The 16009-nt window shown below is 44.8% G+C and carries 11 protein-coding genes; 8 read left to right on the top strand and 3 right to left on the bottom strand.

The window, feature by feature from the left end:
- Positions 1 to 11 precede the first annotated feature (11 nt).
- The 3 genes from MH144_RS00705 to MH144_RS00715 are packed head-to-tail and all read left to right on the top strand — an operon-like array spanning position 12 to position 3521.
- Positions 12 to 1328, top strand: coding sequence for a hypothetical protein (locus tag MH144_RS00705; RefSeq protein WP_239296451.1), 1317 nt, complete (start codon positions 12 to 14; stop codon positions 1326 to 1328).
- Entirely contained in the window at positions 1321 to 2019 is a 699-nt protein-coding gene (locus tag MH144_RS00710) for a response regulator transcription factor (RefSeq protein WP_095286490.1), read from the top strand. The genes MH144_RS00705 and MH144_RS00710 overlap by 8 nt, the downstream gene beginning before the upstream one ends.
- Positions 2016 to 3521, top strand: coding sequence for a sensor histidine kinase (locus tag MH144_RS00715; protein WP_239296461.1), 1506 nt, complete (start codon positions 2016 to 2018; stop codon positions 3519 to 3521). The genes MH144_RS00710 and MH144_RS00715 overlap by 4 nt, the downstream gene beginning before the upstream one ends.
- Positions 3522 to 3595: 74 nt before the next feature.
- On the opposite strand, the gene MH144_RS00720 is transcribed toward MH144_RS00715, so the two are convergent.
- A complete protein-coding gene (locus MH144_RS00720) occupies positions 3596 to 4822 on the bottom strand; it encodes a glucose-1-phosphate adenylyltransferase (protein ID WP_275439925.1) in 1227 nt (408 codons plus the stop codon).
- A 196-nt stretch (positions 4823 to 5018) separates the two neighbouring features.
- Between MH144_RS00720 and glgB the strand changes: the two genes are divergently transcribed.
- The 3 genes from glgB (at position 5019) to MH144_RS00735 (ending at position 10301) form a co-directional block, all read left to right on the top strand.
- Positions 5019 to 7025, top strand: coding sequence for a 1,4-alpha-glucan branching protein GlgB (gene glgB, locus MH144_RS00725; RefSeq protein ID WP_239296463.1), 2007 nt, complete (start codon positions 5019 to 5021; stop codon positions 7023 to 7025).
- A complete protein-coding gene (glgA, locus tag MH144_RS00730) occupies positions 7022 to 8464 on the top strand; it encodes a glycogen synthase GlgA (protein ID WP_239296465.1) in 1443 nt (480 codons plus the stop codon). Before glgB ends, glgA begins: the two co-directional genes overlap by 4 nt.
- 130 nt (positions 8465 to 8594) lie before the next feature.
- On the top strand, positions 8595 to 10301 hold the full coding sequence (locus MH144_RS00735) for a right-handed parallel beta-helix repeat-containing protein (protein WP_239296467.1): 1707 nt from the start codon (positions 8595 to 8597) through the stop codon (positions 10299 to 10301).
- A gap of 76 nt (positions 10302 to 10377) precedes the next feature.
- On the opposite strand, the gene MH144_RS00740 is transcribed toward MH144_RS00735, so the two are convergent.
- On the bottom strand, positions 10378 to 12129 hold the full coding sequence (locus MH144_RS00740; RefSeq protein WP_239296469.1) for an alpha-glycosidase: 1752 nt from the start codon (positions 12127 to 12129) through the stop codon (positions 10378 to 10380).
- Between the two features lie 254 nt (positions 12130 to 12383).
- Positions 12384 to 13559, bottom strand: coding sequence for a M20 family metallopeptidase (locus MH144_RS00745; protein ID WP_239296471.1), 1176 nt, complete (start codon positions 13557 to 13559; stop codon positions 12384 to 12386).
- A 205-nt stretch (positions 13560 to 13764) separates the two neighbouring features.
- Between MH144_RS00745 and MH144_RS00750 the strand changes: the two genes are divergently transcribed.
- Together MH144_RS00750 and MH144_RS00755 are read left to right on the top strand one after the other, a co-directional pair.
- A complete protein-coding gene (locus MH144_RS00750) occupies positions 13765 to 15204 on the top strand; it encodes an ABC transporter substrate-binding protein/permease (RefSeq protein WP_481857329.1) in 1440 nt (479 codons plus the stop codon).
- Positions 15191 to 15916 carry an amino acid ABC transporter ATP-binding protein gene (locus tag MH144_RS00755; RefSeq protein WP_239296475.1) on the top strand — a complete coding sequence of 242 codons (726 nt, stop codon included), beginning with the start codon at positions 15191 to 15193 and terminating at the stop codon, positions 15914 to 15916. Before MH144_RS00750 ends, MH144_RS00755 begins: the two co-directional genes overlap by 14 nt.
- Positions 15917 to 16009 lie beyond the last annotated feature (93 nt).

A 16009-nucleotide genomic window follows, 5' to 3' on the forward strand; every position in this document is an offset into this window, starting at 1 on the left:
GAGTGATGAAATTGTTTAACTCAAGATGGGGGCGCCTGTTAGCGTGTGGAGCAGTGACGATGGTGCTTGGCTCCGTTCTTAGCGGATGTACGGTCATAAGCGACCCCAAAGGCTTGATGAAGAAACCCATGCTGTCCACGGACAAACAAAAATTGTTTTACGTTGTTCAGAAAGAGCAGCCGCCAGAGAGCAATCTGATTCGTCCCAAAGACATGAACAATACCAGCATGATTCGTGTTGAGGATCTCGACGGGGATGGAACGCGTGAAGCTATCGTATTTTACGAAACGCCCAATGAGAATGTACGTATCCATGGCATGCTCCTGGAGGAACAGGGAGATACGTGGGTTAAGAAACTGACGTTTGATGTTCCGGGAAGCGAATTGCAATCCTTCAAAGTGTTGGATATTACGAACGATGGAAATCCGGATATCATTCTTGGTGTGAGTCTGCAAGAGCAAAAAGCACTGACGGCGTATTCATATAATGGCGGCGCACTTGAGCAAGTATTGGGTGGTGTCCCTTATAACCAGTTTATTATTGATGATTTGCAAGGTAATACGCTGGACCTGAATGGGGATGGAAAAAGCGACTTTGCCATTGTAGCCCTAAATAACAGTGGGTTTGCAAGTGTAGCGTTATACCAGTATGACGAAGGCAGCTTTAAGGAAGTTGATCGACTACAGACCGATTATACGGTTAAAGAGATCTACAATGCGCTTGGTGGAGAAATCGCCAAAGATAAGATGGGTATTGTGCTGGACGCAGAGCTGGATGACCGCAGTTCTTTCTCACAAATTATCTATGTGAAGGATAACAAACTGGTGAATGCCTTCAAATCGCCTGATCAAACCTATAGAGATGACAAAATTTTAAGCGGTGATTTCAACAATGATGGTATTATTGAGTTTGGACTAAAGGAAACGCCAAAAGGCTGGGAACATTACGTATTTGACTCCCGCATGTGGTTTTATACCTTCTATCAATGGGATGGCAAGGATGGAAAAGAATTTGTTTCGTTCCAGTACCGCGATGATGCCAACTTGTTTCATTTAAATCTAAAGCCGGAGTGGTACGGCAAGATTACGATTGACACCAAATCGGAAAAGGAAAAATATATTCGATTTAAAATGATTGATACGGATGAAACCGTGGGTGAGATTAAATACTTCACGCTTTCTCAGTGGGAACAGGAGAAAGGGAAGAGATGGAAAGAAATTACCCGTACAAACGACCGGGTGATTGCTTCACGTAATGCGCAGGATAGTAACGAAGGATTACTTGATAATATGTCTCAGCTGAACAGAAAGGGAGAACTAAATGAGTAAAGTGCTTATTCTTGAGGATGAAGAATCCATCCGCAGTTTTATAGTCATCAATTTAAAAAGAAACGGGTTCGAAGTGCTTGAAGCAGGAGATGGGCATGAAGCGCTTCGTATCTTACAAACTGTACCTGATATTGATCTGGCCCTTCTTGACGTTATGGTACCTGGAATTGACGGTTTTGAAGTGTGTCGACGCATCCGTGAAACCAATGAACGTTTGGGCATCATTTTCTTGACGGCCAAGGTTCAGGAGCAGGACAAGGTGTATGCTCTTTCTGTTGGAGCAGATGATCATGTAAGCAAACCATTCAGCCCGACCGAGCTGATCGCACGAATCCAATCCTTGCTGCGCAGAGTGAATGTGCATCGGGAGACTGCAGCTAAGGTCACATTCCAATCAGGGCCGTTTTCCCTTGATTTGATCTCAAAACAATTTAAAAAACAAAATGAATTGATTGAATTAACTCCAACGGAATTTTCACTTATTCAATTCTTCCTGGAAAAAGAGAATACACCACTTAGCCGTGATTTGCTTCTGGATCATGTCTGGGGCAAGGAATATATGGGAGATCCAAAAATTGTGGATGTGAACATTCGCCGCTTACGCCAGAAAATTGAGAATAATCCTTCCGAACCTGAATACCTGCAGACTGTATGGGGTCACGGTTACAAATGGAAGGGCCGGGAGCAATGATTAAAAAAGGTATCACCAGGCAGATCGTACTACATTATTTTTTCGTAGTTCTGCTTGCTCTGTTATTGGTGGAATTTATTTTTATGCTTGCGGTGCAGCGGTATTATTACGAGAGTATCTATAACACCATTAGCTCTCATATTTCCATGTCAAAAGACTTTTTGGAGCCCATCGCCCGCGAGGATAACGCGGATAATGGTAATCTGTCGAAGTTACTTACGAACCTGGAACTATCCAGCACAGAACTCGAGATTCTTGATCTTAACGGACGGGTGCTTGCAAGCTCTGCGGCCTTCGAGTCAGATCGGGCCGTAATGCAGACAAGTGATATTATGCAGGCCATGAATGGCAATACGGGACGGTGGGTAGGTAGACAACCGGGCACCGGTGAACAAGTAATGGCCGTTTCGCACAAACTTGATCTGGGTGGGGAGAATACGTACATTGTAAGATATCTGACTTCACTCGAAAATGTAAACTCAAAGCTGCTTGTCATGGGATTGCTTGCCGTTGCCGTTGGGATCGCCGTTCTGGCCGTTGTCCTGATTATCAGCATTGGTATGGCGAACTCCATCGTTCGTCCCATCAATAATATTACTGCGGTATCCGCCCAGATGGCGAGAGGACGTCTGGATGTCAGAGTCAAAGGGAACTATAAGCACGAACTTGGCGAACTGGCATCCACACTGAATTTTATGGCTCACGAGATTGTCCGCAGTAATCAGATCAAGGATGATTTTATATCATCCATTTCCCATGAACTCAGAACACCTCTGACCAGTATTAAAGGCTGGAGTGAAACGCTGGATTCAGGCGGATATGATCCGGACGAGACACGTATTGGAATGAGCATCATCTCGAAAGAAACAGAACGCTTGATCGGGCTTGTCGAAGAGATGCTGGATTTCTCCAAACTGCAGCAAAATCAGATGAAGCTTGTCAAAGGTACGGTTAGCATTCGTGAGATTGTGCAGGAAACGATGCTAAACGTTTGGGCCAAAGCCGAACAAAAGCAAATCCATTTGAAGCTGGACACAGATGAGACCCGTGCTTTTAACGTGCATGGTGATGGAAATCGTTTGAAACAGGTGTTCCTGAACATCGTGGATAATGCGATCAAATTCTCACACGAAAATTCCTGGATCTACTTGTCGGTAAAAGAAGAGGACGGGAAGATTATAGCGGCTGTGCAGGACACCGGGATCGGGATTAGCGAAGAGCATCTCATCAAAGTACGTGATCGATTCTTCCAGGTGAATCACCAGAATGGTGGAACAGGATTGGGGCTTGCCATTACGCAAGAACTCGTGGAACTGCATGAAGGAACGATTACGATGCAAAGTGAACTGGGATCGGGTACAACAGTAACGATTGAACTGCCCGCTTTGCCCGAAGAAGAGATTGTAACCGAGCTTCAGGCTAATGAAGTCGCTTCAGAAACGGAACAAGAGAGCGGAGCGCAACACATTAAACCGGATTCGGAAATAGGCAAAAGCGAATAGCACACGATTGCAAATGACACATCCTGAATACACCAAAAAAGGCGAGCCATGAATGGCTTGCCTTTTTTGGTGTATTATGAAGAGAGTTCGCCAGCGCGCAAGCGACCGGTTTTCTCATATACTTCTTTCAGAATACGTGCAGGTTGAGTACGGACTGCCGGTTTGGCAGATACGACCTCATTAGGGCCTACAACGACAATTTCATCAGCAGTACCTTTGACAATGGCACCGTCCTTGATAACGGCACCTTCACCAATGATGGCACGTTCGATGTGCACACCTCTGCCCACACGGGCATTTGGCATAATAACACTGTCTTTGACTTCAGAACCTTTTCCTACTTCAGCCCCGCAGAAGATAACAGAGCGCTCTGCACGGCCTTCAATGGCACAAGATTCATGGACCATAGAGGACATGTGCTCAGCACGAGTATGACGAGCTTTGTGAGCACTTAATTTAGTTTTCCAGTCACGAGTGAACATCGGCCAGTGTTCTTTGTGCAGGCTCCAGTTTTCTTCATTATGCAGCAGATCCATGTGTGCATCCCATAAGCTTTTTACAGTACCAACATCTTTCCAGTAACCATCGAAGTTATATACGAAAAGAGAGTTGTTTTCATTTAGCATTTGAGGGATTACATCTTTACCAAAGTCATGACTGGAATTCGGGTTAGCTGCATCCAGCAGAAGATGGCGTTTCAGATACTCCCAGTTAAACATGTAAATACCCATGGAAGCCAGGTTACTTTTTGGTTCTGCCGGCTTTTCAGCAAATTCGGTCACACGCATATTTTCATCCGCAGCCATAATACCGAAGCGATGTGCTTCATCCCAAGGAACTTCCATAACCGAAATGGTCGCAACAGCTTCATTCGCTTTATGGGATTCCAGCATGTCGCGATAATTCATGTGATAAATATGATCTCCCGACAAAATTAGAACATTTTCGGGGTTTTGTTGGTCAATATAGTCGATATTTTTATAAATGGCATCCGCCGTTCCCAAGTATTCGTCATTTCCTGTATGATAAGATGGAAGCAGGGAGATTCCTGCCTCGTCCGAATTCCCATGTCCCCATGGTTCTCCTCCACCAATGTGATCGTGTAAAGATTCAGCTTGGTACTGCGTTAATACTCCAACAGTATCGATTCCTGAGTTCACGCAGTTGCTGAGAGGAAAATCGATAATCCGGTAGTGCCCGCCAAACGGTACAGCGGGTTTAGCAATACTTGAGGTCAATGGGGCTAATCTTTTCCCCTCTCCTCCCGCCAACAGCATAGCGATGCAATCTTTATTAAACATAATCGTTTCCCTCCCAAGATATTTGTCCAGTGTAGTACTTACATAAACGCAAAGTGGAGCTGTTGAAACGATGTATACTGTAAAATTCCTGTAAAATTACAACATTTTTTTAAACACGTCATTTTTCTTTTCAACTTGGCTAGAATGGGGTAATGGTTAACGTTATATCTATTTTCTAGGGGAAGAAGGTGATCTCTTGGCCATTCAACCATTGGCAGATCCGGCCATTTCGCCGGAGGATATCTATTTGTTTCATGAAGGAAACCTTCATCACAGTTATCGAATATTAGGCGCACAGCCTGCGACTGAGGATCATCGTCAGGGGTATCGCTTCACCGTCTGGGCACCGAATGCCAAAGAAGTAGGTTTGGCTCTTGACCGCAATGATTGGAAAGGTGAACAGGAACCTTTATATAAGATACCCGATTCTGGATTTTGGACTCGTTTTTTTCCGGAAATCAGTGAAGGAACATTATACAAATTCCGTATTTTAACGGAAGACGGTACAGAACTGCTGAAAGCAGACCCGTATGCATTTCACGCCGAAGTTAGGCCACGCACAGCTTCCATTACAAGTTCGATCCAAGGCTATAAATGGAACGATGGTGCATGGAGACGCAAACAGAGGGCTGTATATAACAAGCCTTTACATATTTATGAAATGCACATCGGAACATGGAAGCGCAAGGAAGACGGCTCCCTATACAGTTATAGAGAGATCGCGGATCTGCTCGTTCCCTACTTATTAGAAATGAAATACACACATGTGGAGATGATGCCGCTCAGTGAACACCCTTACGACCTTTCTTGGGGATATCAGAGTACGGGTTTCTTCGCCCCAACAAGCCGTTTTGGAGGGCCTCAGGATTTAATGTATTTAGTGGATACACTTCATCAGGCTGGAATAGGTGTGTTGCTTGACTGGGTGCCTGCACACTTTGCCAAAGATGCTCATGGTCTGCGTTTGTTTGATGGCACACCGCTGTTCGAATATGCAGATCCATTGCTTGCTGAGAAACCAGGGTGGGGCACACTAAGTTTTGATTATTCGAAACCGGAAGTTCGTTCATTCCTTATCTCCAATGCGCTGTACTGGATGGAAATGTATCATTTTGATGGTCTGCGTGTAGACGCGGTTACCAGCATGATAAGGCTTGACTTTGAAAAGCATTCTGGCCAATTTCGCCCCAATGTAGACGGCGGGTTGGAAAATAAAGAAGCTGTTGCCTTCTTGCAGCAACTCAATGAAACGATTTTTAAGTATTATCCTTATGCACTAATGATGGCTGAAGAGTCCAGTGCATGGCCGATGGTCACATCTCCTGTGGACGTAGGCGGATTGGGATTCAATTATAAATGGAACATGGGTTGGATGAACGATACGCTGGATTATATGAAAACCGAATTCCACGATCGTCCATCAAAGCATCATTTGCTGACATTTCCTGTGGTCTACTCCTTCTCTGAAAATTATGTGCTGCCTCTTTCGCATGACGAAGTTGTTCATGGCAAAAAGTCCTTGCTGGACAAAATGCCTGGATCGTACGAACAAAAGTTTGATGGCATGCGAGCTTTCTTGGGTTACTTCATGACTTTCCCAGGCAAAAAGCTGCTCTTTATGGGTGGAGAATTTGGTCAGTTTATTGAATGGAAAGATGAGGATGAACTGGATTGGTTCTTGCTTGATTACGACAGTCACCGCAAACTCCACAAGTTTGAACGTGACCTGTCAGAGCTGTACCTGAGCGAAAAAGCTTTGTGGGAGCTTGATCATTCCCTGGACGGATATGAATGGATCACTCCGGATGACCATGCCCAAAGTGTCATTTCATATGTACGCAAAGGAAAAAAACCTGCGGATACACTCCTTGTGCTTGTTAACTTCCAGCCGGTCAAGCGGGAGCGTTACCGGATTGGTGTCATGCGTCCCGGTATGTATACCGAAGTTCTGAACAGTGATCATCCCGATTACGGGGGATCAGGTATATTGAATGATATGCAGATAGCTACCGAAAAGATTCCTTTTCATGACCATCCCCACAGTCTGGAAATTGTTTTGCCTCCGCTAAGCGTGGTTATTCTAAAAAAGAATACACGTCGGAAAACGGATGAGACAGCAAATGAAGTCGCTTCTGTCAGACCTAAAACACTAAAAAATACAAATAAGACCACTGCCAAATCGAAAAGGGGGAAAAAGGAGTGAAACTTTTATTCGCTGCTGCCGAGGGTCATCCATTTATCAAAACGGGTGGACTCGCTGATGTTATTGGAGCTTTGCCTCAAGCCTTGAAAAAGGCTGGGGCAGATGTTCGAGTCATTTTACCCAAATATAAAGGGATCCCTGATGAATATAAGGAAGCAATGAAGCCGGTGATCGTGACCGATGTTCCACTCGGCTGGCGTAGACAATACTGCGGCATTGAAATGCTCGTCCATGACGGAATTCCGATTTATTTTGTCGATAACGAGTACTATTTTGGCCGTGACGGTGTCTACGGGTATATGGACGATGGGGAGAGATTTGCTTTCTTCAATCGCGCAGTGCTCGAGGTATTGCCGCTACTGGACTTCAAGCCCGATGTGCTTCATAGCCACGACTGGCACGCGGGAATGATTCCACTGCTCCTGAAGGCACATTACGCACATGAGCCATTCTATAGTGAGATACGTACCGTATTCACCATACATAATCTGTTGTATCAAGGTGTATTTCCACATTCGTTATTCAGCGATCTGCTTGAACTGGACGACCGATATTTCACCATGGACGGCGCAGAATATTATGGTAATGTCAATTTTCTGAAATCAGGTATTGTCTATTCAGACCATGTAACAACAGTAAGCCCGACCTACGCACAGGAAGTGAAAACTTCCTATTACGGTTATGGCCTAGACGGATTGCTTAGCTCGCTTGGCGAACGTTTTACCGGAATTGTGAATGGTATTGATACCAAGAGTTATAACCCGGCGACTGACAATAAAATCGCAGTTAAGTACAGAACAAGCTTATCCAAGAAAACGGAGAACAAGATTGAGCTGCAGAAGGAGCTTGGGCTGCCTGTTCGTCCAGACGCACCATTAATGGTAATGGTTACCCGTCTTGTCGACTCTAAAGGGCTTGATCTGGTATGTCGCATAGTGGATGAGCTGTTGTATTATGACGATATACAGTTTGCCGTATTGGGAACTGGGGATCCTGCCTATGAGCATTGGTTCCGGGAAGCGTCTTATCGTTACCCACTGAAAATGTCAGCCCAAATCAAGTTCAACGATGGATTATCCCGTCGTTTCTATGCAGGAAGTGATATATTTCTCATGCCTTCCAAGTTTGAACCATGTGGCATAAGTCAGCTGTTAGCACTCCGATATGGCAGTGTGCCGCTTGTCCGTGAAACGGGTGGTCTTAACGATACCGTGCAGGCATACAATGAGTTCAACGGTGAAGGGAACGGCTTCTCGTTTACCAGCTTTAACGCACATGACATGATGAACACGATCCGTCGTGCAGAGAAGTTGTATCGCGAACCCGACCACTGGAAGAAGATCGTGAAAAATGGCATGAACGGGGATTACAGCTGGGATGTTTCGGCTGACGAATACATGGACATTTATCGTAACATTACTATTGAGAATACAAACTAATGATTAAACCACGGAGCCGCAGTATATCGTACTGTGGCTTTTTTTGCAGATCCGGAGCCATGTTGGAATGCCCTGTAGAGAAAGGATGACATGAATGTGGTTGAAAACTGGATGAAAGTGAGTTGGTAAAATGGCCAATCATATTAATTTCACCTCCGCTTATAATCCGAATTTGGAGGCATGGGGTGGAAACGAAACATTTGATCCTCTGAAGATGAATGCAATGTTTGGTCAAATTTTGGGGAATATTGCTGCGGTTGAATCTTCTATACCTGGAAATATCATTGACGTTAGAAATTTTGCTCCGGGTGATGGAACGGATCAATCCGCACAGATCAAAGCTTTTTTTGACTCGGCGCAAGAAGGTGACATATTACTATTCACGCCAGGACACTACAAAGTCATAAAATCGGGATGGTTTTATACGTTTAATGGAAAAGCAGTAACCATCAGAGCTCATCCTGGAGCCATATTGGAAGTTTCAGACCAGGGTTTACGCTTCGAGAACAGCAACCATATCGAAGTAAGTGGTCTAACTTTAATGCGTACAACTCAGGCTGGCTGGGCGAAAGGAAGAACAGGCATTTACGTAGAGAACTCCAGCAACGTCATATTGCAGAATAATGATATCAGTAAATTTACGGACGGCATTGGCGTGAATGGTTCAACCAGCCAGGAGAATCCTTCAAGAAATGTTATCATTAGAAACAACAAGCTTCACCACTTGGGTGAAGAGCCAATTGCAGTGAGGACCAATCTGGCCTTTGTCATGATTAGCCAAAATGATTGCTACCGATATTTGGGTGATGGGATTCTCATTAAAGCAACCTGGAACGTATTTATTACGAACAACTATCTTCATACACCCGTACTGTCCACCGATGCAGACTATACTACGTTCACAGCAGGCCAACAAGGTTCTAATGTGCCCAAAGTAGGTGGAGGTATTACATGTAACAATGAAGGCGGCGAGACAGGGGCCAGGAGTCTGCATATCCATGATAACAGTGTAATCGGGACGGCTTTTGGTGTAGGGCTTATCGGGTTTACAGGTGCATTCGTCACTTCAAACTTCTTCCGTAATATTCGAAACAGTTCTGTAGTTTCTGTCTCCTTTCTCCCTTCCCAATTCAACCCCAATGATGTGAGCAACCATATTTTTGTGATTCAGGGCAATTATATTGATACGATTTTGAGGTCGAGTTCAACAGCAGCGATTGAGGCAAGGACCAATAATGGGATTGAAGGCATGGATATTGGCATCATCTCCGATAATATTGTGATTCCTAATGGCAATCATTGGGGGATCATCGCAGACGGTAACATCATCATCAAGGGCAATTATATTGCCAAAGCAGGCATCGCAATGGACTTAAGCAATGGTGTAGTCGCCGCTAACAATATCATTCAGCCTGGTTTTGTCACGAGCAATCCTGACCGGATGGTCAGTATTAATGATCATGTGACATTTACAAGCAATTCAATTTCGGGTAAAGGAACATCATTGAAAATCCGTGGATCAAACAGTGTTATAACGGGTAATCGCATGAACTATGATGGTAATTGGTGGGCAGTTCATTTTGATAATGCCAATCGGGTTGTGGAAAATAACATCATCAAAGATAATGTGTTACTGGTATCACCCAGTGCTACTGGTCGATATTTGTACGGGTCCAGCGCTTTTTCGAATGGAAAGAACGTCGTTATTGATATCGTTAAGGATAATAATGGTTTCGTATATCAACTGGTGAACGACCTTGTACTGACGGGTCCCAATTCCACCCGCTGGAGAGTCACTGTCGATGCCAACGGTAATATTAAGGGGACAAAAGTTTAGAAAGTTAACATAAAAAAACCTCCTAAACACCAGATTGAAGAACTGGAGCATTGATCTGATGAATTAGGAGATTCCTTTATGAAGGATCCAGTTGTCTGTATAAAATTCGATAACCGTAAGGATCAAGCTTAATATTCATGATGCCATCTGTGGGAATAACGGGATCTTCGGTTAGAGCATCTCTCCAGTCCCTGGTTTCCATGGGGTGGGATAAAGTGCGTGCATCTGGTGTGTTATTCATCCAGACGGTAAAGTGAAGCTGGTCATCCATTCGCTCGTATACGATACAAGGATCGCTCTGATCCGCTTTCAGGAAGCGGAAGCGGCCTTTGCGAAGTGCCTCATTGCTTTTGCGCAGATCAATCATCAGCCGGTAGAAGTCATAGAGTTCCCGATCTTGCTTGGCAGGGTCCCATTCCATACATTTACGGCAATCGGGATCTCCTTCACCGCTGATGCCCACTTCATCTCCGTAGAAGATACACGGCGTACCGATGTAGGTAAACAGGAACACAACGGACAGTTTTAATCTCCGTTTGTCTTCACCGCATCGGGAGAGCAGGCGAGGTGTATCATGACTGCATAACATATTGAAGATCACTTCGTTGGTTTGTTGGGGATACCGCATAATGAGTGACCCCATCTCATTTGCAAAATTGTAACCATCCATGGAACCGCAGAAGAACTCCAGGACTTTGTCGGCAAAAGGGTAGTTCATAACGGAATCGAACTGGTCACCCATCAGCCAGGTCAGGGAATCACTCCAAACCTCGCCCACAATATAGGCTTCCGGGTTCGCAGTCTTAACTACTTTGCGGAAATCTCGCCAGAAGTGGTTATCCACTTCGTTGGCAACATCCAGTCTCCATCCGTCGAGCTTGATTTCCTTAATCCAGTATTCGGCGACATCGAGTAGATACTCTTTCACTTCCGGATTGGCTGTGTTAAATTTCGGCATATTGCCATAGAAACCGAAGGTATCATAGGTGGGTATGCCATCCTTAAAGCGGACAGGGAATTCATTGATATGAAACCAGTCCACATATTTGGATTGTTTTCCATTTCTCAGCACATCCTGAAAAGGCGGGAAATCTTCGCTGCAGTGATTAAAAACGGCGTCAAGCATGACGCGGATACCACGCAAGTGGCATTCCTCTGCGACTTTTTTGAGCAGATCATTATCTCCAAAATGCGGATCAACTTTTTTATAATCAATGGTGTCATATTTATGGTAGGAGTTGGCTTGAAATAGAGGGGTAAAATATATGGCATTGACGCCGAGTTTGGTTAGATCATCTAGATGATCGAGGACGCCTTGCAGATCTCCGCCAAAGTAATTATCCAGCTCGGGCGTTCCACCCCAGTGGTGAATTCCTTCCGGATTAAGAGCAGGATTACCGTTGGCAAATCGTTCGGTCATAATTTGGTAAAACACAGCTTCTTTGGCCCATTCGGGAACCTTGAACACATCAATTTCATGAATGTACGAAAATTCGTAATATCCTCCCGTAGGGAAGGGAGGTTCACGGTGAATCCCATTGTCGGCCAGGAATACACTTTCATGACCTGCCGTGACACGAAAAATATAGGTAAGTCGCTTGAATTTAGGTTTAACCGCAGCCTCCCAGTAGTCGAACATGCTGTCAGAAGCAGCTTTTTCCAGTTGGATTTCCCTGTAGGTTCCGTCCCAATCATATTTATCACCGGTCAGTGCAGTCACATAGTCTACATCATCTCTCTTCGTACGTACACGCAGATGAATCGTAGACGTGTTGTAGGCGTAGGCCCACTTATCACGGGGAACGTGATACATCGCTTCGAGCAGCATGACAGCACCTCCTGTATCAAGATGAGTTATAGCATTACATAACCAAGCTAGACAGCAAATGAATCAAGAAAGGTTTACATAATTAGTAAATTTTTCATTGTTTTCATCGTTTTCATTTCACAAGCATCTCCAGGTTAGGCCTGAATATACGTATGCAAAATAAAGAAAAGAGGTGTTTTCTGCAGACCGGGTGATATCCATCCAATCTGTAGAGAACACCTCTTTGGTTGTCCCTATATAACTCTAAACTTATATTATCGTCGGGCCTGTTCAAACTCTGTTCGAATCGTTTGCAGCAGCTCAGGCTTCGATAGCACATCATAAGCTGTTGTGGCAAGTGCTTTTGCACCCAAGATCATGCCATCCAGTGCCCGTTCCTGTAATGCCAGATCGCGGAATTCGATGGAATGAAGGGTGTGAACCTCATCAACGACCCGAATGTAAGGATGAATTGCGGGACAGCGTAAGGATACGTTACCGATATCCATGGAGCCATGATCATCCCCGCTAACAATTTCCTCTTGTGGAATACCGAGTTCCATGAGGTTTTCACTGAACGCTGCAGATAAGGATTCATTGGTTACCATCTCATCATATGACGTTTCATAATTGGAAGTCACAAGACGACAGCCTGTTTGGAGCGCAGAACCCTCGGCAATCTGTATGACACGCTGCGTTAGTGTATTAAGCTCTTTTCTGGTTGCGGCGCGTACGTAAAATTGGGCTGAAGCATAGTCTGGAATGATGTTGGCAGCTTGACCACCGCTATTAATAACACCATGGATCCGGACAGTACTTCTCACTTGCTGGCGGAATGCATTAATACCGTTAAATGTTTGGATGACGGCATCAAGAGCGTTGATTCCTTCATGCGGACTGGCCGCGGCGTGAGAGGATTTTCCGTGGAATTCAAATTGCACAGCATCAATGGCCAGAGAACTGCCTGATTTCTCATAAGCATAGTAAGGGTGGGCCATCAGTGCGATATCACAATCATCAAATAGACCTGCTTCAGCCATTGGAACTTTGGCGCCACGAGTTTCCTCCGCAGGTGTGCCGAAGACTTTTAGCGTTCCTCCAACTTCATCCAGAATGGACTTTAGACCGACAGCAGCACCCAAGCTCATCATACAGATCAGATGATGGCCACAAGCGTGACCAATCTCGGGAAGTGCGTCGTATTCACACAACAGCGCTATGGTTGGTCCGGTTTTGGCAGCAGCGTAGGTGCCGATAAAAGCCGTATCCAGTCCAAGTACGGGAGCTTCAACTTCGAAACCGTGAAATACCAGTTCTTCCTTTAAGCGGGCAGAAGCGAGATATTCCTCGTTCCCGAGTTCGGGATTGGCACCAATGTATGATGAAATCTCCTTAAAACGGGAAGCATATTGATCAATAACCGACAAAATTTGTGATTTGGTATGTGTCATCGTGAACTCCTTATTGCAAAATGAAAATAATTTAGTCATTATATCATGTTTGCTTGATTTTTTCAGAAACAAGTCAGGATTTGTAAGTTGAAAACTCATTGCATAATCATGCATTGTACTTTATAATGACTCAGGCATCAACATGAGAAAGCACATAATGTATTGTAAGGGGAGAACAGGGTTGAAATTGATTAGTCGTTACACCATGATGCTGTTGACCTTTGTCGTTTTATTGACGGCGGCCGTTCCTTCGGCGCTGGCAAGTGGAACTACGGGCACTTCAGACAGTAAAAAATTGGTGCTCGGCACGAGTGCCGACTTTGCACCATATGAATTCCATAAAGTCATCGATGGCAAGGATGAGATTGTTGGATTTGATATTGCCATTGCCAAAGAGATCGCTGCTGATTTGGGCGTAGAACTTGTAATAGAAGATATGGGTTTTGACGGCCTTCTGCCCGCATTGCAGAGTGGACGCGTGGATATTGTTATTTCGGGCATGACACCGACAGAGGACCGCAAGAAAAGTATCGACTTCTCGGATACCTATTATAAATCGAAACAAGTCATCATGGTTCGCAATGAGGATAAAGACAAATACCCAACCATGGCTGAACTGGAAAATGAAAAGATTGGAGCACAAAAAGGTTCGATTCAGGAAACAATCGGACAGAAGATTCCTGGAGCCAAGCTGACGTCTCTTGATAAAATCTCGGACATTGTGCTTCAACTGCAAACTAAACGAATCAACGCTGCTATCGTTGAAGATACAGTTGCCGCAGGATACCTGGATGATATGATCGGACTTGCTCCTGCAGTTCCGGACGAAGAGCAGGTAGCAGCAGCGATCGGTATTCGCAAAGGGAATACGGAATTGCTGAATGCCGTTAATGGTACGCTTGAACGACTGAAGAGCGAAAATAAAATTGACCAGATGGTAACGGAAGCCAGTCAATTAATGGCAGACCGTGAGGTCAAATCACCGAATATTTTTGAAGTATTCTGGCAATACAAAAGCTTCTATGCTACGGGGGTTGGTTATACCCTCCTATTGTCCGCACTTGGCGTAATCTTCGGGGTAATTATCGGTTTGATCATTTGCATGTTCCGGATGCATGATACTGTTATTTTGCGGTGGATTGGTACGGCATATGTGGAAGTCATTCGCGGTACGCCGATGCTTGTTCAATTGATGATTATTTATTATGGTCTTGCCTTGACATTTGGTATTACGTTCTCGCCTCTTCAGGCGGGTATCCTAACACTTTCCATTAACAGTGGTGCTTACCTTGCAGAGATCTTCCGTGCTGGGATTCAAGGGGTTGACCGGGGGCAACTGGAAGCAGCACGTTCGCTTGGGATGGGTAGAGGCGCGGCAATGAGATTTATTATTTTGCCACAGGCTTTCAAAGCTGTACTGCCTGCCATCGGTAATGAATTTGTAACCATTATCAAGGAATCATCCATTATCTCGGTCATTGGTATGGTTGATATCATGTACCAGGCAAGTGTAGTCAAAAACATTACGTACCAAGGAATGAATCCGTTCCTTATTGCAGCAGCCATATACTTTGTATTGACATTCATTTTGTCCAAGCTGCTGGGTCGACTGGAAAGGAAGTTGAGTGCAAGTGATAGACGTTAGACAATTATACAAATCCTACGATAAAAACGAAGTACTTAAAGGCATAGATGTGACGATTGGCAAGGGCGAGGTCGTTGTTGTGATTGGTCCTTCAGGATCAGGCAAGAGTACCTTCCTGCGCTGTCTTAACTTGTTGGAGCAGCCTACTTCAGGTGAGATTAATTTCGAAGGTGACTCCATTACGGATCACAAACACAACATTAATGCAACCCGGGAAAAAATGGGGATGGTGTTCCAGCACTTTAATCTGTTTCCGCATAAAACCGTGGAGCAAAACATTACGATTGCCCCGATTAAAGTCAAAAAGCAGTCTGCACAGGAAGCTAAGCAGATTGCCGAAGACTTGCTCAAAACCGTTGGGTTATTGGATAAAAAGGATGCTTATCCGAGTCAGCTGTCGGGAGGACAGAAGCAGCGGATTGCCATTGCCAGAGCGCTTGCGATGCAACCGCATGTGATGCTGTTTGACGAGCCGACGTCTGCACTTGACCCTGAAATGGTCGGTGAAGTGCTTGACGTTATGAAACGTCTGGCAGAAGGCGGCATGACCATGGTGATCGTTACCCACGAAATGGGCTTTGCTCGTGAAGTGGGTGATCGCATCATCTTTATGGATGGCGGTGTAATTGTGGAAGAGGGCACACCGGATGAAGTATTTGGTCAACCCAAGCATCCGCGTACACGTGACTTCCTCGGTAAAGTCTTGTCATAACCTTAAATCATGATCGAGTCAGCTGACCGTATTCAATTGAACTAACAGAATTCGAAATCAAACAGCCTTGTTAACATTACGTTAGCAGGGCTG

This window comes from Paenibacillus sp. ACRRY (genome assembly GCF_022346995.1).
Classification (GTDB): domain Bacteria; phylum Bacillota; class Bacilli; order Paenibacillales; family Paenibacillaceae; genus Paenibacillus.